This is a genomic window from Streptomyces sp. NPDC048504, from assembly GCF_043200035.1.
Lineage (GTDB): Bacteria > Actinomycetota > Actinomycetes > Streptomycetales > Streptomycetaceae > Streptomyces.
Window position 1 is genome coordinate 553584 of record NZ_JBICXA010000004.1, and the last position, 17609, is coordinate 571192.

The 17609-nt window shown below is 71.3% G+C and carries 22 protein-coding genes and 1 pseudogene; 11 read left to right on the forward strand and 12 right to left on the reverse strand.

Translation table 11 applies throughout. The features are described from left to right. Position 1: 1 nt before the first annotated feature. The 4 genes from ACGFY9_RS13330 to ACGFY9_RS13345 all read right to left on the reverse strand — a co-directional run bounded on the left by ACGFY9_RS13330 (position 2) and on the right by ACGFY9_RS13345 (position 2841). Positions 2-763, reverse strand: coding sequence for an SDR family oxidoreductase (locus ACGFY9_RS13330; RefSeq protein ID WP_019059412.1), 762 nt, complete (start codon positions 761-763; stop codon positions 2-4). 12 nt (positions 764-775) lie between these two features. Further along, on the reverse strand, positions 776-1537 hold the full coding sequence (gene fabG, locus ACGFY9_RS13335; RefSeq protein ID WP_393753831.1) for a 3-oxoacyl-ACP reductase FabG: 762 nt from the start codon (positions 1535-1537) through the stop codon (positions 776-778). A 135-nt stretch (positions 1538-1672) separates the two neighbouring features. Next, a complete protein-coding gene (locus tag ACGFY9_RS13340) occupies positions 1673-2089 on the reverse strand; it encodes a DUF3037 domain-containing protein (RefSeq protein WP_393753832.1) in 417 nt (138 codons plus the stop codon). Next, positions 2086-2841, reverse strand: a complete 756-nt coding sequence (locus ACGFY9_RS13345; protein WP_393753833.1) for a HipA family kinase — start codon at positions 2839-2841, stop codon at positions 2086-2088. The genes ACGFY9_RS13340 and ACGFY9_RS13345 overlap by 4 nt, the downstream gene beginning before the upstream one ends. A gap of 193 nt (positions 2842-3034) precedes the next feature. Here ACGFY9_RS13345 and ACGFY9_RS13350 point away from each other — a divergent pair, with 193 nt between their 5' ends. Then, positions 3035-3520 carry a Rieske (2Fe-2S) protein gene (locus ACGFY9_RS13350; protein WP_393753834.1) on the forward strand — a complete coding sequence of 162 codons (486 nt, stop codon included), beginning with the start codon at positions 3035-3037 and terminating at the stop codon, positions 3518-3520. 3 nt (positions 3521-3523) lie between these two features. Here the strand turns inward: ACGFY9_RS13350 and ACGFY9_RS13355 are convergent, their stop codons facing one another. Then, entirely contained in the window at positions 3524-4174 is a 651-nt protein-coding gene (locus ACGFY9_RS13355; protein ID WP_393753835.1) for a cysteine hydrolase, read from the reverse strand. Between the two features lie 148 nt (positions 4175-4322). Here ACGFY9_RS13355 and ACGFY9_RS13360 point away from each other — a divergent pair, with 148 nt between their 5' ends. Beyond that, positions 4323-4790, forward strand: a complete 468-nt coding sequence (locus ACGFY9_RS13360) for a pyridoxamine 5'-phosphate oxidase family protein (protein WP_393753836.1) — start codon at positions 4323-4325, stop codon at positions 4788-4790. Between the two features lie 19 nt (positions 4791-4809). Here ACGFY9_RS13360 and ACGFY9_RS13365 read toward each other — a convergent pair whose 3' ends face one another. Beyond that, the gene (locus tag ACGFY9_RS13365) at positions 4810-5712 is read right to left on the reverse strand and encodes a LysR family transcriptional regulator (protein ID WP_393753837.1); all 903 of its coding nucleotides are present in this window, start codon (positions 5710-5712) and stop codon (positions 4810-4812) included. 74 nt (positions 5713-5786) lie between these two features. On the opposite strand from ACGFY9_RS13365, the gene ACGFY9_RS13370 reads away from it, so the two are divergent. Then, on the forward strand, positions 5787-6737 hold the full coding sequence (locus ACGFY9_RS13370) for a DMT family transporter (RefSeq protein ID WP_393753838.1): 951 nt from the start codon (positions 5787-5789) through the stop codon (positions 6735-6737). A 42-nt stretch (positions 6738-6779) separates the two neighbouring features. Here ACGFY9_RS13370 and ACGFY9_RS13375 read toward each other — a convergent pair whose 3' ends face one another. Beyond that, entirely contained in the window at positions 6780-8111 is a 1332-nt protein-coding gene (locus tag ACGFY9_RS13375; RefSeq protein WP_393753839.1) for an aminotransferase class I/II-fold pyridoxal phosphate-dependent enzyme, read from the reverse strand. Between the two features lie 88 nt (positions 8112-8199). On the opposite strand from ACGFY9_RS13375, the gene ACGFY9_RS13380 reads away from it, so the two are divergent. Both ACGFY9_RS13380 and ACGFY9_RS13385 read left to right on the forward strand, forming a co-directional pair. After that, on the forward strand, positions 8200-8886 hold the full coding sequence (locus tag ACGFY9_RS13380; protein WP_393753840.1) for a pyridoxamine 5'-phosphate oxidase family protein: 687 nt from the start codon (positions 8200-8202) through the stop codon (positions 8884-8886). Next, the gene (locus ACGFY9_RS13385) at positions 8886-9521 is read left to right on the forward strand and encodes an FMN-binding negative transcriptional regulator (protein WP_393753841.1); all 636 of its coding nucleotides are present in this window, start codon (positions 8886-8888) and stop codon (positions 9519-9521) included. Before ACGFY9_RS13380 ends, ACGFY9_RS13385 begins: the two co-directional genes overlap by 1 nt. 15 nt (positions 9522-9536) lie before the next feature. On the opposite strand, the pseudogene ACGFY9_RS13390 reads toward ACGFY9_RS13385, so the two are convergent. Then, positions 9537-9788 (reverse strand): annotated as a pseudogene (locus ACGFY9_RS13390) (EamA family transporter); the annotation flags it as partial. Between the two features lie 269 nt (positions 9789-10057). On the opposite strand from ACGFY9_RS13390, the gene ACGFY9_RS13395 reads away from it, so the two are divergent. Together ACGFY9_RS13395 and ACGFY9_RS13400 are read left to right on the forward strand one after the other, a co-directional pair. Beyond that, positions 10058-10534 (forward strand): carboxymuconolactone decarboxylase family protein, encoded by a 477-nt coding sequence (locus ACGFY9_RS13395; RefSeq protein WP_393753842.1) that lies wholly within the window; start codon positions 10058-10060, stop codon positions 10532-10534. Positions 10535-10590: 56 nt separating this feature from the next. Continuing rightward, a complete protein-coding gene (locus ACGFY9_RS13400; protein ID WP_366497315.1) occupies positions 10591-11514 on the forward strand; it encodes an RNA polymerase sigma-70 factor in 924 nt (307 codons plus the stop codon). A gap of 131 nt (positions 11515-11645) precedes the next feature. Here ACGFY9_RS13400 and ACGFY9_RS13405 read toward each other — a convergent pair whose 3' ends face one another. Next, a complete protein-coding gene (locus ACGFY9_RS13405) occupies positions 11646-12656 on the reverse strand; it encodes a DMT family transporter (RefSeq protein WP_393753843.1) in 1011 nt (336 codons plus the stop codon). A gap of 61 nt (positions 12657-12717) precedes the next feature. Continuing rightward, positions 12718-13269 carry a Clp protease N-terminal domain-containing protein gene (locus ACGFY9_RS13410; protein ID WP_393753844.1) on the reverse strand — a complete coding sequence of 184 codons (552 nt, stop codon included), beginning with the start codon at positions 13267-13269 and terminating at the stop codon, positions 12718-12720. A gap of 219 nt (positions 13270-13488) precedes the next feature. On the opposite strand from ACGFY9_RS13410, the gene ACGFY9_RS13415 reads away from it, so the two are divergent. Together ACGFY9_RS13415 and ACGFY9_RS13420 are read left to right on the forward strand one after the other, a co-directional pair. After that, positions 13489-13656: a hypothetical protein gene (locus ACGFY9_RS13415; RefSeq protein WP_393753845.1), complete on the forward strand. Its 168-nt coding sequence runs from the start codon at positions 13489-13491 to the stop codon at positions 13654-13656. Between the two features lie 112 nt (positions 13657-13768). Then, positions 13769-14197 (forward strand): SRPBCC family protein, encoded by a 429-nt coding sequence (locus ACGFY9_RS13420; RefSeq protein ID WP_393753846.1) that lies wholly within the window; start codon positions 13769-13771, stop codon positions 14195-14197. Positions 14198-14302: 105 nt separating this feature from the next. Here ACGFY9_RS13420 and ACGFY9_RS13425 read toward each other — a convergent pair whose 3' ends face one another. Beyond that, on the reverse strand, positions 14303-14941 hold the full coding sequence (locus ACGFY9_RS13425; protein WP_078652573.1) for a PadR family transcriptional regulator: 639 nt from the start codon (positions 14939-14941) through the stop codon (positions 14303-14305). Between the two features lie 156 nt (positions 14942-15097). Between ACGFY9_RS13425 and ACGFY9_RS13430 the strand changes: the two genes are divergently transcribed. Together ACGFY9_RS13430 and ACGFY9_RS13435 are read left to right on the forward strand one after the other, a co-directional pair. Continuing rightward, positions 15098-15772 carry a class I SAM-dependent methyltransferase gene (locus tag ACGFY9_RS13430; protein ID WP_393753847.1) on the forward strand — a complete coding sequence of 225 codons (675 nt, stop codon included), beginning with the start codon at positions 15098-15100 and terminating at the stop codon, positions 15770-15772. Positions 15773-15844: 72 nt separating this feature from the next. Further along, positions 15845-16654: a PhzF family phenazine biosynthesis protein gene (locus ACGFY9_RS13435; protein WP_393753848.1), complete on the forward strand. Its 810-nt coding sequence runs from the start codon at positions 15845-15847 to the stop codon at positions 16652-16654. A 35-nt stretch (positions 16655-16689) separates the two neighbouring features. On the opposite strand, the gene ACGFY9_RS13440 is transcribed toward ACGFY9_RS13435, so the two are convergent. After that, entirely contained in the window at positions 16690-17490 is an 801-nt protein-coding gene (locus ACGFY9_RS13440) for a CPBP family intramembrane glutamic endopeptidase (RefSeq protein WP_393753849.1), read from the reverse strand. Between the last annotated feature and the right edge of the window lie 119 nt (positions 17491-17609).

Sequence of the window (17609 nt, forward strand, 5' to 3'; positions counted from 1 at the left end):
GTCAGCCGACTCCGGCGTTGAGGAGGATGCCGCCGTCGACGACGAGGGTCTGGCCGGTGATCCAGTCGGACTGGTCCGAGGTGAGGAACGCGGCGGTGCCGCCGATGTCGGACGGCACGCCGAGGCGGGCCAGCGGGTAGGAGGCGGCGGCCTCCGCCTCGCGGCCCTCGTACAGGGCGGCGGCGAACTTGGTCTTCACGACCGCCGGGGCGATCGAGTTGACCCGTACGCCGGGCGCGAACTCGTGCGCCAGCTGGAGCGTCAGGTTGATCATCGCGGCCTTGCTGACGCCGTACGCGCCGATGAACGGCGAGGCGGAGACGCCGGCGAGGGAGGCGATGTTGACGATGGCGCCGCCGTTGTCCTTCTGCCAGGCGTGCCAGGTCTTCTGGGCGAAGCCGAGCGCCGAGATGACGTTGGTCTCGAAGACCTTGCGGGCGACGTTCAGGTCGAGGTCGGCGATCGGGCCGAACACCGGGTTCGTACCGGCGTTGTTGACCAGGAAGTCGACGCGGCCGAAGGCCTCCATCGTGCGCTCGACGACGACGGTCTGGTGGGCCTCGTCGTGGGCCTTGCCGGCGACGCCGATGACGCGCTCGGCGCCGAGGGCCTCGACGGCCTCCTTGAGGGCGTCCTCGCTGCGGCCGGTGATGCAGACCCGGTCGCCGCGGGCGAGCAGCGCCTCGGCGACGCCGTAGCCGATGCCGCGGCTGGCGCCGGTGATGACGGCGACCTTGCCGGAGAGTTCGGGGAGTTCAGTCATTTTCCGTGTTCCCTAGTTGAGCGGTCCGCCGGCGACGTACAGCACCTGGCCGGAGACGAAACCGGCCGCCTCGTTCGTGAAGAAGGCGACGGCGTTGGCGATGTCGTCGGGCTCGCCGACGCGCTGCACCGGGATCTGGGTGGCGGCCGCGGCCTTGAAGTCGTCGAAGCCCATGCCGACGCGGGCGGCGGTGGCGGCGGTCATGTCGGTGGCGATGAAGCCGGGGGCGACGGCGTTGGCCGTGATGCCGAACTTGCCCAGCTCGATGGCGAGGGTCTTGGTGAAGCCCTGCAGACCGGCCTTGGCGGCGGAGTAGTTGGCCTGGCCGCGGTTGCCGAGGGCGGAGGACGAGGAGAGGTTGACGATCCGGCCGAAGCCCGCGTCGACCATGTGCTTCTGGACGGCCTTGGTCATCAGGAACGAGCCGCGCAGGTGGACGCCGAGGACGGTGTCCCAGTCGGCGACGCTCATCTTGAAGAGCAGGTTGTCGCGGAGCACGCCCGCGTTGTTGACAAGGATCGTCGGCGCGCCCAGCTCCGCGGCGATCCGCGTGACCGCGGCCTCGACCTGTGCCTCGTCGGAGACGTCGGCGCCGACCGCGAGGGCCGTGCCGCCGGCCGCGGTGATCTTCTCCACGGTGTCCTTGCAGGCAGCCTCGTCGAGGTCGATCACGGCGACCGCACGGCCCTCGGCCGCGAGGCGTACGGCGGTGGCGGCGCCGATGCCCCGCGCCCCGCCGGTGACAATCGCGACCCGCTGCTCAGTGGTGGACATTGCTGGTTCTCCTCGCCCTTGAGAATCTCTCGCCCTCGCGGCCCGCCGGTGAGCGACCGCTTAGTACCTTCGGCCTACGTGACGCTAGAAGCCCTGGCACTCGGTGTCAACGTGCGCGCGGCCGGGTGTGATCCATTACCTCACCAGCAGGTCCAGCAGGCGCTCCGCCTCGGCCGCCGGATCGACGGTGAGACCGGTGTGCACGGGCCCCGGCTGCACCACGGTGGACCGCGGCGCGATCAGCCACCGGAACCGCCGCCCGGCATCGTCCTCCCTCGCCTGCCCGGCGGCCGCGCCCCCCGCGCACACTTTTTCCACGGCCCCCAGGGCAGCCCGGATTCCGGCGACGTCGGCGGCCGGGTCGAGAGCGAGCAGCCTCGCTTCGTCCAGATGGGTGCGGGCGCCGACGTAGGACTGGGCGCGGCAGTAGACGAGCACCCCGGCGTTGACGCACTCGCCGCGCTCGACGCGCGGTACGACCCGGAGGAGGGCGTACTCGAAGACGTCCCGGGTGTTCGCCTCGCTCGGGCGGATGATGTGGCGCTCGGTCACTGGAGTCCCTTGATGCGCTCATGGAGGAAGGGCACGCGCGCGAGGAGGGGTGCTGCGTACGCCTCACGGAGGAGGTCCGGGGTGTGGAAGCCGGGTTCGTCGGTCAGCCAGGCGTCGGGGATCTCGGCGGTGACCTCGGCGAGGAGTTCCTCGGTGACCTTGGGTGCCAGGTCCACGGCCGCGGTCGCGACGTCCGGTGCGAAGCCGGCGAGGGCGTGGTCGGCGGCGTCGTAGGGGCGGGCCGCGGAGGTCTGGGCGCCGGGCCAGTTGTGGTGCCAGATCATGGTGGCGCCGTGGTCGATGAGCCACAGGTCGCCGTGCCACATCAGCAGGTTGGGGTTGCGCCACGAGCGGTCGACGTTGTTGACCAGGGCGTCGAACCAGACGATCCGGCCGGCCTCCTCGGGGCTCACCGCGAAGGCCAGCGGATCGAAGCCGAGCGCGCCGGACAGGAAGTCCATGCCAAGGTTGGTGCCGCCGCTGGACCTGAGCAGCTCCTGGACCTGCTGGTCGGGTTCGCCGAGGCCGAGCACCGGGTCGAGGTCGAGGGTCACCAGGCGCGGCACCCGGAAGCCCAGCCTGCGGGCCAGCTCCCCCACGACGACCTCGGCGACGAGTGTCTTGCGGCCCTGCCCGGCGCCGCTGAACTTCATGACGTACGTCCCGAAGTCGTCGCCCTCGACGAGTCCCGGCAGCGAGCCGCCCTCGCGCAGGGGGGTGATGAAGCGGGTCGCGATGACTTCCTTGAGCATCGCCCCAGGTTACTGGTGCCTGTTCCTGGTGCCTGGTCAGGGCTTATGCGCGGTCGACAGCACAACGACAGGGACGTTTTACGTCTGCCTGATCTCGATCAGGCCAAGCTCTCGACACCGTCTGAACGACGGTCGCCCGCACCTCGTACCCCTTTGCAGACCCACACATGCTTCCCATGGAAGGAACGTCAGCATGACCAGCGAATCGTTCGAACCCGTCACGGCGCCGTCCCGTCGCACCGCGTTGGCGGCGGTCGGCGCGGCGGGACTCGCCGTCGCGCTGACCGCGTGCTCGTCCAGCGACGACTCGTCGTCGGACACGTCGAGCTCCTCGGACACCTCGGGCTCCACCAGCACGGCCGGCTCGTCCACCGCCCAGGGTGACGCGGGCGGCACCGAACTCGCGAAGACCTCCGACATCCCCGAGGGCGGCGGCAAGATCTTCGCCAGCCAGGGCGTGGTGGTCACCCAGCCGACGGCGGGCACCTACAAGGCGTTCTCGTCGAAGTGCACCCACCAGGGCTGTGCGGTGAGCAGCATCAGCAGCGGGGCCATCGTCTGCCCGTGCCACGGAAGCGAGTTCTCCGTCACCGACGGCAGCGTCAAGAAGGGCCCGGCCACCCAGGGCCTGCCCGCCGAGCAGATCACTGTCTCCGGGGACTCGATCACGCTGGCGTGACGGTCAGCCACGGCGTGCCCTGCGCGGTCGTTTGAGACAGCCCAGCACCTCGTCCGTGGTCGCGACCGTAGCGACCAATGCGAGGGTGTTGCGGATCATCGCGGGGGTGTAGTCAGCGGGCACCCCCGCGATGGCGTCCCTGGGGACGACGACGGTGTAGCCCCGGTTGACGGCGTCGAACACCGCGTTGGGAATGGCCACGTTGGCCGAGACGCCGGTGACGATCAGTGTGCGGCAGCCCAAGTTCCGTAGCAGCGTGTCGACTTCGGTGCCCTGGATCGGTGACAGACCGTGCAGCCGTCGTACGACGAAGTCCTCCTCGGCGACCTCGATCGGGGGTGCCACGCGCACCGCCGTGGTGCCCGACAGCTGCTGCACGGGCAGGCGTTCGGCGGCGCGGAACAGCCGGGCGTTGCGGTTCGCGCCGCGCCCGTCCGGGCGGCGCTCGGCAACGGCGTGGATCACCTGCACCCCGCTCTCGTGCGCGGCGGCGACCAGCCGGGCCACATTCGCGAGCGCGCCCGACTGGCGTGCGGCGAGGGCGAGTTCGGGCAGTGCGCTGTCCGGTCCGACCACCCCCTGTTGACATTCGACGGTCAGCAGGGCAGTACTCACCGTGTCGAGGATCTCACTGAGTTGTTCGTGCGACGGCATGGCTCTCCCTTGTCGTCGACGGCCGGGGCGGGCGACAGTAACGAGCATCGCGTGCGGAGGGAAGACGGCCGACGCTCCTCCGGCCCGACTTCTGACGCGGCGTCAGACGCGGCTGCCCGCCGCTCGTGCCGTAGCCGAAGGGGATCGCATGACCGCCACTCAGCGTCGAGGCCGGAAGATCATGATGACACCCGAGGAACTGGACGAGTTCCTCGCCACCGAGCACACCTGCCGCGTCGCGACCGTGTCCTCGGACGGGGCCCCACATGTCAGCCCGCTCTGGTTCGCCTGGGACGGCACCTCGCTGTGGCTGTACTCGATCACGCGCAGCAAGCGCTGGGCCGATCTGCGCCGCGACCCGCGCGTCGCGGTGGTGATCGACGGCGGGGACGCCTACGACGAGTTGCGGGGCGTCGAGCTGTCCGGCACCGTCGAGTTCGTCGGAGAGGCCCCGCGCACGGGTGAGCCTCATCCCGAACTCGTCGCCGTGGAGAAGCTGTTCGCCCAGAAGAACTTCGGGCTGGACGCGATGCCGTACGACGGCAGGCACGCGTGGATACGGCTGACGCCGGAGACGCTCGCGTCCTGGGACTTCCGCAAGCTGGGGGCGCTGTAAGGCAGTTGACCGGTGCCTCTCAGGTGACGGTCTCCGCGGCCGCCCGCAGCGCCTCGACCGCCGCGCGGATGGACGGGCGGCGGTCGGCGTCGGCACGCCAGACGACGTAGACGTGTCGGCGGACCCGCTGCTTCAGGGGGACGGTGACGACTCCGGCGGGCATCGGGTTGCGGCCCAGCAGGGGGACGACGCAGACGCCCAACCCGGCGGCCACCAGGCCCAGTTGGGTGTGTGTTTCGGCGGCGCGGTGGCCGATGATCGGTTCGATGCCGCGGGAGCGCAGGGTGAACATCAGCCACTCGTGGCAGAACTCGCCCTCGGCCCAGGTGATCCACTCGTCGTCGGCGAACTCCCCGAGGTCCACTTCGTCGCGCCCGGCCAGCGGATGACCGGACGGCATGGCCACGTCGGCGGGGTCGTCCAGGATCGGCGCCTTGACCAGGCCGTCCGGGAGAGGCATCGGCTTGTTGTACCAGTCGAGGACGACGGCGAGGTCGAGGTCGCCGCGTACGACGCCCGCGATGCCGCTCTCCGGCTCCTGTTCCGTGGAGCGGACGCGCAGGGCGGGGTGGCGGGCGCGCAGGTCGGCGAGCGCGGTGGGGAACAGGCCGCGGGCGGCGGTCGGGAACGCGGAGAGCCTCAACTCGCCTACCACCTGCCCGCGTTGGGCCTCCAGGTCGGCCTGGGCCAGCTCCACCTGGGAGAGGATGCGGCCCGCGTGCTCCGCGAGCAGTCGGCCGGCGTCGGTGAGCCGCACCCCCCGACCGTTCTTGGCGAGGAGCTGCTGCCCCACCTCCCGCTCCAGTTTGGACATCTGCTGCGACACGGCGGAGGTCGTCACATGCAGCCCCTCGGCCGCGCCGCTGACCGAGCCGTGCCGGGCGAGGGCGTCCAGGGTGCGCAGGCGCTCCAGATTCAACATGTAAGCGATACTACGAGATAGATGTCGCGAAATCTCGCTTGTGCTACGAGGTTGGGGCCAGGATCTTGGTACCCATGAGCGCAGTCAGCACCACCGCCGCCACCCGGAAGCAGGCCCGGGAAACCACCACGCCCCTCCCCCGCCGCGCCCTCGACTGGCGGCTGCGCTTCGGGGCGCTCTCGCTCATCTGGGGCTTCAGCTTCCTGCTCATCAAGGTGGGCACACACGGTTACGCGCCCTTCCACGTCACGTTCGGGCGGCTGCTGTTCGGGACGGCGGTGCTCGCGGCGGCGATGGCGGTGAAGCGGGAGCGGCTGCCGCGCGGCGCGCGCACATGGGCCCACCTGGCCGTCGCCGCGTTCCTGCTCAACGCCCTGCCGTTCTCCCTCTTCGCCTATGCCGAGCTGACGATCCCGTCCACGCTGGCGGGCATCTGCAACGCGACCTCACCACTGTGGGGCATGGTCCTCTCCCTGGTCGCCCTCTCCGAGGACCGCCCGACCCGCGTCCGCGTCGCCGGCCTCGGCCTCGGCTTCCTGGGCGTCCTCACGGTCCTCGGCGCCTGGCAGGGCTTCAGCGGCCTGGACGCCACAGGCACGGCGATGGCCCTGCTGGCCTCGCTCAGCTACCCGATCGGCTGGATCTACGTCCGCCGCACGCTGGCGGGCACCGGCGCCTCGCATCTCTCTCTGACGGGCGCCCAGTTGCTGCTGGCCACCCTCCAACTGGCCGTGATCACCCCGCTGTTCACCTCCGCACCGACCCATTTCCCGCTCCTCCCCCTGCTGGCGATCGCCGCACTGGGCGCCCTGGGCACGGGCCTCGCCGTCCTCCTCCAGTACGGCCTGGTCGCCGAAGTCGGCCCCACCACCGCCCAGATGGTCACGTACTTCATCCCGGTCATCGCCACGGCGGCGGGCGTCGCGATCCTGGGCGAGTCGCTGACCTGGTCGACCCCGGTCGGGGCGGTGATCGTGCTGGCGGGGGCGGCACTCACACAGGTGCGGCCGAGGGGGAAGCGGTAGCTGACGCGGCGCGGGCGAGGGGCCGTAAGCGCCCTCGAAGCATCAGACGTAACCGCGAACCGGCGCCGGACCACTCGCGGAAGCGATCGCCTCCGCCAGTGGTCCAGCCTCGTCGGCCGTCAGCGTCGAGACCGTGACGCGGATTCCCGGGGGTGCGCTCAGGCGGAAGCGGGCGCCCGGGGCCACGGCCCAGCCGGCGTGGAGGAGGCGGGAGACCGCGCCGGTCTCGTCCGGTACCGGAATCCACACGTTGAGGCCGCTGATGCCGTGGGCCGCGACCCCGCGTTCGGCGAGCGCGGCGATCAGCGCGGCGCGGCGGGCGCCGTACGCGGCCGCCACCGCCGGTGTGTCCACCGCGCCGTCGGACCACAGCCGGGCCACGGCCCGCTGGGTGATACGGCTGGCCCAGCCCGGGCCCAGCCGTTGCCGGCCGCGGACGCGGTCGAGGGTGACGGCGTCGCCGGTGAGCACGGCGAGCCGCAGGTCGGGGCCGTAGGCCTTGGCGACCGAGCGGACGAAGGCCCAGGTGCGGGTGGTGCCGGCCAGGGGGTGCAGGGGCTGGTCGACGATGCCGTGGCCGTGGTCGTCCTCGATCAGCAGGGTCTCCGGGTGGCGGCGGAGCGCGGAACGCAGCGCACGCGCACGCGTGGCGCTCACCACGGCTCCGGTGGGGTTCTGCGCCCGGTCGGTGACGATCAGGGCCCGCGCACCGGACTCCAGCGCGGCGCGCACGTCGTCGGGATGCGGTCCTTCGTCGTCGACGCGGACCGGGGTCACGCGCAGCCCCAGCGCCGGTACGAGGTCGAGCAGGCTGCCCCACCCCGGGTCTTCCACGGCGACCGTGTCCCCGGGCTTCAGATGGGCGGCGAGGACCCGCTCGATGGCGTCCAGCGAGCCGGAGGCCACGGCCACGGGGCCGGCCGGCACTCCGTCCGCGTCCAGCTCGGCCCGGGCGATGCGGGCCAGCTCCGGTTCGACCGGGTCGTCGCCGTACATGACCGGTTCGCGGTCCGCGCGCTCAGCGGCGTAGGTGAACGCCCTTACCAGGGAGGGCAGTTGTGCCGGATCCGGGTTGCCGTGGGAGACGTCTCGCACCCCTGCCGGCACATCCACCCGGATGTGCTCGCGCCCGGTCGTGGCCGGCTTCGGCCGCACCCGGCTGCCCCGGCGCCCGGCGGTCTCGATGACCCCGCGCTCCCGCAGCGTCCGGTACGCGGCCGCGACCGTGTTCGGGTTCACCCCCAGCTCGACCGCCAACTCCCGCATGGGCGGCAGCAGTTGCCCGGGCTCCAGCTCTCCCGAACCCACCGCGCGCTCGACGTCCGCCGCAATGTCTGCTGCGCGTCGCCCCTCGATCCGATATCCTCCTAGCACAAAGCACACTATGCACTAGTGCAATATGAATGGCAACCCGACGCCAGCCACCACACCCCGGACAGCGAACACACCAATGGAGAGCACCATGCAGGGGACCACCTCCCAGCCGACGTCACAGCCCGCCGCCTACACGCCGACCGACCGGACCGTCCCCACCCGCTCCGCGGACCGGGCGTCGTACGACAAGGACCTCGTCCACGCGATACTCGACCAGGCCTACGTCTGCCACCTCGGCTTCGTGCGCGACGGCAGGCCGGTCGTGCTGCCGACGCTGTACGGGCGGGTCGGCGAGCGGCTGTACGTGCACGGGTCGACGGGCGCGCGCCCGCTGCGGATGACAGGGCAGGCCGACCCGGGGCTGCCGGTCTGCCTGACGGTCACGCACGTCGACGGCCTGGTGCTGGCCCGTTCCGCGTTCCACCACTCGATCAACTACCGCTCCGTGGTGGTGCACGGCATCGCCCACCAGGTGACGGACCCCGAGGAGAAGCGGACGGCCCTGGACGCGCTGGTCGACCACGTCGTGCCGGGCCGGTCGGCGGACTCGCGGCCCGCCAACAAGAAGGAACTCGCCGCCACCATGGTGATCCGCCTCGACCTCGACGAGGTCTCGGCCAAGCTCCGCACCGGCGGCGCGAACGACGACCCCGAGGACCTGGACCTCCCCCACTGGGCCGGCGTAGTCCCGCTCTCCCCCGTCTACGGAGCCCCGCTCCCGAACGACGACCTGACCCCCGGCACCGAACTCCCCTCCTACCTGGCCGCGTTGTAATGCTCATCCACCCCTGGGACGCACCCCAGGACGACACCGAGTGGCAACACTGGCTCGCCGCCCACGACTTCGGCCAGCTGGCCGTCAACGGCCCTTCCGGCGAGCCCCCGTTCGTCCAGCCCCTCCACTTCGCCTACGCCCCGGAGCGCGGCGAGGCGATCACCCATCTCGCCCGTCCCAACCCGCTGTTGCGCGCGCTGACGGCAGATCCGCAAGTGGTCCTGAGCGTCGTCGACGACTACGTCTACGTCCCCGGCCCCTGGCAGGCGGAACCGGACGGCCCGCCCGAGCACGGCGTGCCGACCAGCTTCTACACGGCGGTCCAACTCCGGTGCACCGCCCACCTGGTGGACGACCCCGCCGAGACGGCAACCCTGCTCAACCGCCAGGTCGGCCACTTCCAGCCCGAGGGCGGCTCCTCTCCGGTCGCCGCGGGCGAGGCGCCGTACGGACGGCTGTTGTCCGGTATCCGGGTGGTGCGGCTCGAAGTGACCGGCGTACGCGCGAAGTTCAAGTACGCGAGCCATCGCGCGACCGAGGTCCAGGACCGTATCGCGGCGGGACTTGTGGAGCGGGGTGGCCCTCGGGACGCGGTGGCCCGGAAGCATCTGCTACGGCGGCGGCGCGAGGGCTGACGAGCCGAACTCCCGTCATACAACGGCTTGTTCGTCGGTGGCCGCCCCGCGCGCCTCCGTCACCGCGAGGCCCGCGACCGAGGCGAGCATCAGCAGGGTGCCGGCCAGGGTCGTGGGGGTCAGTGGTTCGCCGAGCAGGACGACGGCGAGGACGGCCGCGCTCACCGGTTCGAGGAGCATGACCACGGAGACCGTGGCGGACCGTACGACCGCCGCGGCCGCGAAGTAGAGCGCGTAGGCGAGGGCTGTCGGGACCGTCGCGATGTATCCGAACGGTCGCGGCCGGGCCCAGGGACAGGACGGCGAGCCCGGTGAGCGCCCCGCCCTGCGACGCTTTGTGCCGTGCCGGGGCTGTGTTCCGGGGGCCCGCCTCAGACGGCGGGCGGCGGAAGGACGAGTGCGTTCGCGTGCATGGCGGCCAGACTAGGTGCCGGTGGGTGAGAGACGCAGGTCATATTCGCCGATGTCACAGGGGGCCGGGCTGTCTCGTCTCGGGGGTGTAGCCACGGACGACCACAGCCCACGGAGGGCACACCATGGACGCACGACTGAACTACCTCTCCAGCCCGATCGCCGGCAAGGCCGCCAAGCAGTTCATGGCAGTGGGCAGGACGCTCAAGGGGTCGGCGCTGCCGGCCCTGACGCAGGAGCTGGTGGCGCTGCGCGTGAGCCAGATCAACGGCTGCGCCGTCTGCATCGACATGCACACCAAGGAGGCCGACGCGGCGGGCGAGACCTCGGTACGGCTGAACCTGGTCGCGGCCTGGCGGGAGGCCACGGTCTTCACCGAGGCGGAGCGGGCCGCGCTGGAGCTGGCCGAGGAGGGGACCCGGGTCGCGGACGCGGCCGGCGGGGTGAGCGACGAGGTGTGGGCGCACGCCGCCCAGCACTACGACGACGAACAACTCACCACGCTGGTCATCCTGGTCTCCTTCATGAACTCGGTGAACCGGCTGAACATCATCACCCGGCAGCCGTGCGCGGGCGACTACGAGCCCGGCCTGTTCGGCTGAGCGGGACGGCTGCCCGGGGCGGACACCAACAGGCCATCAGGGGAAGGGGATTCGGCGTGAGCAAGGTCGAGGAGTTCGAGGAGCTGCGGCCGCTGCTGTTCTCGATCGCCTATCGGATTCTGGGCAGTGTGGGCGAGGCCGAGGACGCGGTGCAGGAGACCTGGCTGCGGTTCGACGGCACGGCCACCCGGCCCACGTCGACCAAGGCCTTCCTGTCGGCCACGGTGACGCGGATCGCGATCGACGTACTGCGTTCCGCTCGGGTACGGCGGGAGGAGTACGTCGGCCCCTGGTTCCCCGAGCCCCTGCTGAGCGACCCGTACCAGGATCCCGCGCGGTCGGTGGAGCTGGCCGACTCGGTGTCGATGGCGGCCCTTCTGCTGCTGGAGCAACTCAGCCCGCTGGAACGGGCGGTCTTCGTGCTGCGGGAGGTGTTCGCCTTCGGCTTCGACGAGATCGCCACGACCGTGGGGCGTTCGGAGTCGGCGTGCCGGCAGCTGCTGGTACGGGCGCGGCGGCACATGGCGGACCGGCGTCCCCGGTTCGCCGCGGACCGGCAGGAGCGGGAAGAGCTGGCGACCCGGTTCTTCGACGCGTTGAGGGACGGTGACGTGGGCGGACTGCGTGAACTGCTCGCCGCCGACGTGCAGTTCGTCGGTGACGGCGGCGGCAAGGCTCCCCAACTGGCCAAGGCCGTCGCCGGAGCGGAGAACGTGGCCCGGGTGCTGGGCACGGTCTTCCCCTGGCTGATCCGCATCGACGTGTCGTGCGAGCCGCACGAGGTCAACGGCCAGCCCGGCGCGCTCTTCCGGGACCGCGACGGGAAGGTGCTCCACACCCTGGCCCTCGACGTGCTCGACGGCCGGATCCAGACCATCCGCGCGGTGATCAACCCCGACAAGCTCGGCCACATCGGCCCGGTCGCCGACGCCTGGGCGGTCGACCGCGAACTGCGGCAGGCACGCCGCCGGCCGAGCTGACGGGTGGTGGACGGCGGTCCGGTGTGGGGGTGCTGGAAGCTGGGGGTAAATCTAACTGCTGTCCACCCCGTTGACCGGTTAGAAATAACCCCAGCCTGCGGAGGGGGACGGGGCGAGCTGCCGTATGGCGCTCAGGCAGTTGTCTCCCGGGCGGCCGGCTCGCGTTCCGGGCCGCCGCCGGCCACCGGTTCGCCGGAGCTCTTCGCGGGGGCGGAGGACTGCGCGATGAAGGCGCCCAGCAGGACGACCGCTCCCCCGGCGATCTGCGGTGCGGAGAGGTGTTCGCCGAGCAGGATCCAGGCCAGGACGGTCGCGATGACCGCTTCGAGGCAGGCCACGACACCCGCGACCTGCGGGGAGAGGCGGCGGACGGAGACGACTCCCGTGACGTACGCCAGGACCGTGGCGATCAGGACGATCCAGGCGAGCAGGAGGGTGGCCGGGACCGCGGTGCCGTTCATGTGGGCGTCGCCCGCGAGGATCGACCAGTCCATGGTCCAGGGGCGGGCCACGGCGGTCAGGACGAGGGCGCCGACGAGCAGGCCGTAGGCGATCACGCCGAGCGGGTCGGGGGCCTCGTCGCCGGCGTCGCCGCCCTGGTCGGACAGGACGAAGTAGCCGACCTGGCAGCAGGCGGCGGCGAGCGCGAGCAGCAGTCCTACGGCGTCGAAGCTCAGGCCCGCCCACACCTCGACGACGCAGGCGAGTCCGCCGGCCGCGAGGACGACGCCGAGCGCGGCGGCACGGGTGACCGGGCGCCGCTGCACGAACCGCACCCAGCCGAGCACGAGGGCGGGTGCGAGGTACTCCACGAGCAGGGCGACGCCGACGGGTATGCGGGAGATCGCGGCGAAGTAGCAGGCCTGGACACCGGCCACGGCGAGCAGCCCGAACCCGAGGAGCAGCGCGGGGCGGTTCCGGACGAGCGCGCGGTGCCGTACGGCGAGGGGCAGCATCACGAGGGCCGCGCCGGCCACGCGCAGCCACACCACGTGGAGCGGGTCGAGCCCCGCCTCGATCAGCGGCTTCGCCGCGACCCCGGATCCCCCGAAGGCCAACGCGGACCCGAGCGCCAGGCCCAGCCCGACACCCTTGCCACCACCACCTCCGGCCGCACTGCTCTCAGACGTATGCACGGGCACATGATGACAGGGGATGACAGGACCGTCACCCCCGTTGACACCTGTCTCAGGACGTGGACCCTCAGCAACCCGTCTCGGCGCCCCTGACGTACTCCCCCGAGCGGCCCTCGATCCAGATCAGCACCTCGGGGGACTCGATGCCCGCACGGTGGAGGACCTCTACGGCGCGGGACTCCGGGTCCGCGACGATCGCGGCGAGGAGGTCGATGCCGCAGGCCAGGTCGCCGTCGCGGAGTTCGGCCCGCTCGCAGGCGTACTCCAGGGCGTCGGCGGCCAGCGGCGACCAGCCCTCCGCCGCGGGGATCACGGGGATCGCGCCGGAGTCCTCGACCGCGCCCTGCCAGCGGAGGCCGTAGCCGATGCTGCGCTGGACGAGGTAGCCGAGCAGCCGGGCGATCTGCGGGCCGTCGCCGAAGACGGCGCGCGCCTCGGGGTCCGACTCCAGGAGGCTGTGCAGCAGGTGGGCCGTGTCGATCTGGCGGTCCCCGTCCCGCAGGGCCCGGCGGCGCGCACCGGCGACCACCGCTGCCAGCTCTGCACTGAGCCTGGCATCGTTGTCCGCGCGGTGGATTCCTTGCTCGCGGGCCGACTGCCTGGGGATCCGGGGTTGCACCCTCTCACCCCATCAGTCCCCCGCATCGAGGGCATCCCCGGAGGGTTGCATTTCGGCGTCCCACACAAAGTGGACCCGGGCCGACGGAATCTCCTCCTTACGGATGAGATCACGGGCCGCAACCCCGAGGGGCGCGCGCCTCCCCGCCGCGCGCCCCGTGCGCAACCGCGCCGCACCCGGCGTACGTCTTTCGCGAACGTGGAGAGCAGGTGCTGGCTGGTGGCACTGCCGGCGGTCGACGGCAGGCAGTACGTGTACCGGGTGTACGCCCCGGAGGACGCACTGCTCGCCGACCTGTTCTGGGACGCGTGGCACTGCCACGACGAAAGCACCCACCCGCGCGCGTGGGACCTGTTCGACGCGGCGGTGATACGACAGGTGAGCTGAACCCGGCAAGTCAGTGCGGGCACACAATTTCTGACGGTTCATCAGTATTGAATGTTGCGCGCCCTGCGGCTACGTTCCGCGACACGGTAGCCCGATACGAAGAGGTGGTCGCATGGCCGAAATCAGCGCGGAATCACGCATCGAGGCCCCGGCCGAGAAGGTGTGGACCCAACTCACGGACTGGTCCGCGTACGGCGAGTGGAACGCGACCCACACCAACTTCCCCAAGGGCGGCCCGGACGTGCTCGCGGTGGGCGGGACCTTCCAGGAGAACATGAAGCTGATGGGCTTCCCTGCCGAGGTCGAGTGGACCATCGAGGAGGTCGAACCGGCCCGGGTGTTCGCCATCCGCGGCAAGGGCCCGATGGCCGTGAACGTCGCCACGCGCTACACGCTCACGCCCGACGGCGACGCCACGACGGTCCGGATCGACGGTGAGTTCACGGGTGCGGCGGTGTCGTTGATGGCGGGCAAACTGAAGGACTCGGGTACGGCTGCCCTGAACGAGTCGCTGCGCAAACTGGCCGGGCTGGTGGCCTGAGGAACGCGCCGGGGCACCGCAGGAACGGGAACGCGCACAGGGAAGGCGCCCCACGGAAGTTCCGCGGGGCGCCCTGGCCTGCCGCCTCTTCCGACCCCGAGGACATCAGTCCTCGTCGGCCAGAATCAGGTACAGCTTCTTGCGGGCGTCGTTGATGACGGTCAGCGCCTTCTCGCGCTGCTCCTTGCTGCCGGTCTTCCAGACCTGGCCGAAGGCCTCCATCAGACCGAAGCCGGCCTGACGGATCTCACTGAGGGCCTCCCAGTCGACCCCGCGGGAAGCCTCTTCCCAGGGGGCGTCCGGGCCCTCTTCGGCCGCGGTACGGCCGGCCTCGGTGAGGGCGAACAGCTTCTTGCCGCCCTCCGACTCACTGGCGATCAGGCCCTCGTCCTCCAGCAGTTGCAGGGTGGGGTAGACCGAGCCGGGGCTCGGCTTCCACGCGCCGCCGCTGCGCTCGGCGATCTCCTGGATCATCTCGTAGCCGTGCATCGGCCGGTCCTTGAGGAGGGCCAGGATCGACGCGCGTACATCGCCGCGCCGCGCCCTGCCGCCCCTCGGGCCGCCGCGCCCTCGTCCGCCCCAGGGGCCGGGACCGAAGCCCGGTCCGAAGCCGGGGCCTCCGGGACCACCAGGTCCACCGGGCCCGAAGGGACCGAAAGCCCCACGCCGCCCGTCAGGGCCACCCCGGCCGCGCCGGGAGGGGCCGTCCTGTCCATGTCCACGCTCGTATCCGTGGGTACGCATCGCAATCACTCCATTCCATCGTTGATCTGTCGCGATGCGTCAACGATATATCGGAACTGTTCGGATGACAACCCCCTTCCGACAGGCCGGTCCCAGAGCCCGGTCCGACGGCCCCGTCCGCCCCCTTCCGACGACGGCCCCCCTAGAGTCACCGGCGTGACCGAGCAGCCGCCTTCCTACCTCGCCGCGATCCGGGAGTCGTACGACACCGTCGCCGCCGCCTACGTCCAACTCGTCAAGGAACCGGGCGAGTTGGATCCCCTGTCCCGCGCGATGCTGGCCGCGTTCGCCGAGACCGTGCGGGCGGCAGGCCTCGGGCCGGTGGCGGACCTGGGGTGCGGGCCGGGCAAGATCACGGCCTATATGGCGGGCCTGGGGGTGCCTGTCTTCGGCGTCGACCTCTCCCCGAGGATGATCGAACTGGCCCGCCGCGCCCACCCGGACCTGACCTTCACCGTGGGCTCGATGACGGCACCGCCGATCGGGGACGACGAGCTCGGCGGCGTCCTCGCCCACTACTCCACCCACCACACACCGCCCGACCAACTCCCCGTCGTCTTCGGCGAGTTCCACCGCACGCTCGCCCCCGGCGGCCACCTGATGCTGGCCGGACACGTGGGCGACGACCGGCTCCTGCGCCCGACACAGGCGTACGGCGGCCACCCCGTGTCCTACGAGTCCCACCTGCTCCCGCCCGACCGGATCGCCGGGCTGCTCACCCAGGCCGGACTCACCCTCACCGCGCGCCTGGTCCTGGAACCCGCCGAGGGGGCGAAGCGGACCCACGCCGCCTTCCTGGCCCGGAAACCGGAGCGCCCGTCACCGTCGTAGCGGCACCGAATAGGTCCAGTCCCCCCGGATTGGCCTTGGCCCGCGGCTCCACGCGGCGCCTAGCGTCGGGCCATGCGGATTCGAATCGTCGACGCCTTCACCGACCGCCCCTTCGCCGGCAACCCGGCCGGGGTACTGCTCCTCGACGCCTTCCCGGCGGACGACCGGCTCCAGAAGGTCGCGTCGGAGGTGAATCACGCGGAGACGGCGTTCGCGCGCCGGCTGCCCGAAGGCGGGGACGCCGACTGGGCGTTGCGCTGGTTCACGCCGACGACCGAGGTCGCGATGTGCGGGCACGCGACCCTCGCCACGGCCCATGTGCTGCACACCACCCGGACCCACGAGGGGCCCGTGCGGTTCGCCACGCGGAGCGGGGTGCTCGTCGCCACGCCGGCCGAGGACGGGTCGATCACCCTCGACTTCCCGACGGCCCCGCTCACCCCCGTCGAGATCCCGGACGGTGTCGCCGAGGCCCTGGGCGCCGAGCCGCTGACCGCGTTCGACACCGGCCCGAACATCGGCGACCTCGTCGTCGAACTCGCCGACGAGAAGACCGTCGTAGGACTCGCCCCGGACCTCAAGGCCCTCGGCGCCCACTCGGAGCGCGGCATCATCGCCACCGCCCGGGCCGAAGACCCCACCCGGGGCTACGACTTCGTCTCGCGCTGCTTCTTCCCCAATGTCGGGATCGACGAGGACCCGGTCACCGGAAGTGCGCACACGGCGCTGGCTCCCTATTGGTCCGAGCGTCTCGGGGGCACGGTCCTCACCGGGTTGCAGGCCTCACCCCGCTCCGGGCGCGTCCGTACCGAACTCCGGGGCGACCGGACCCTGTTGACCGGACGCGCGGTCACGGTCATCGACGGCGAGCTGCTCGCCTGAGCCTCAAGCCTCAAGTGGCCTACCCCGCACGGGACTTACGCCGTCGGCAGCCAGCCCACCTTCCCCGCCAGCAGCGCGTAGCCGACGAACGCCCCGATGTCGAGCAGGGAATGCGCCACCACCAGGGGGCCCACGCGACCCCAACGCCGGTACAGGTACACGAACACCACGCCCATCACCATGTTGCCGACGAAGCCGCCGATGCCCTGGTAGAGGTGGTAGCTGCCGCGCAGTACGGAACTGGCCACCAGCGCGGTGCCCGGCGTCCAGCCCAACTGGCCGAGGCGGCGCAGGAGATAGCCCACCACGATCACTTCTTCGAGGATCGCGTTCTGCATCGCGGAGAGGATCAGGACCGGGTACTTCCACCACACGTCGGGCAGCGCCTCCGGCACCACCGTGAGGTTGAAGCCGAGGCCGCGGGCGGACAGGTAGAAAGCGATGCCGGTGCTGCCGATGACCGCCGCGATCGCAGCCCCACGCCCCAGGTCGGGCCAGGGCCGGGTGCGGTCGAAGCCGATCGTGCGCAGGCTCTCGCCCTCCCTCAGGAGGAAGTGCGCGACGAGTGCGACGGGGACGAGTGCCGAGGCGATCCCGAACAGCTGCCAGGCGAGATCCAGCCACGGACGACCCGGGGCGGCCGAGGCGTTGAGGGTGGCCGCCTGGTCCTTGAGCCCTCCCGGTTTCGTGACCGATCCGACAAAGCTGATCAGGGCGGACACTCCACTCGCACCGAGCGAAAGCCCCAGAACGAGCAGTGCCTCGGACCGGAGAGTCCGCCGTGTGGGCCGCTCCAGCGGAAAAGATTCGGCCACCTGCCCTGCCTCCACCTGCACACCTGCCTTCAGTTCGGAAATCCCGCCTCATGCCCATCTTCGCCCCGCTAGGGTCTCGAAAGAACTTACGAAGATCGTGCGTGACAGGCCGTTGGGGGGACGGACGCGATTCGGGGCGT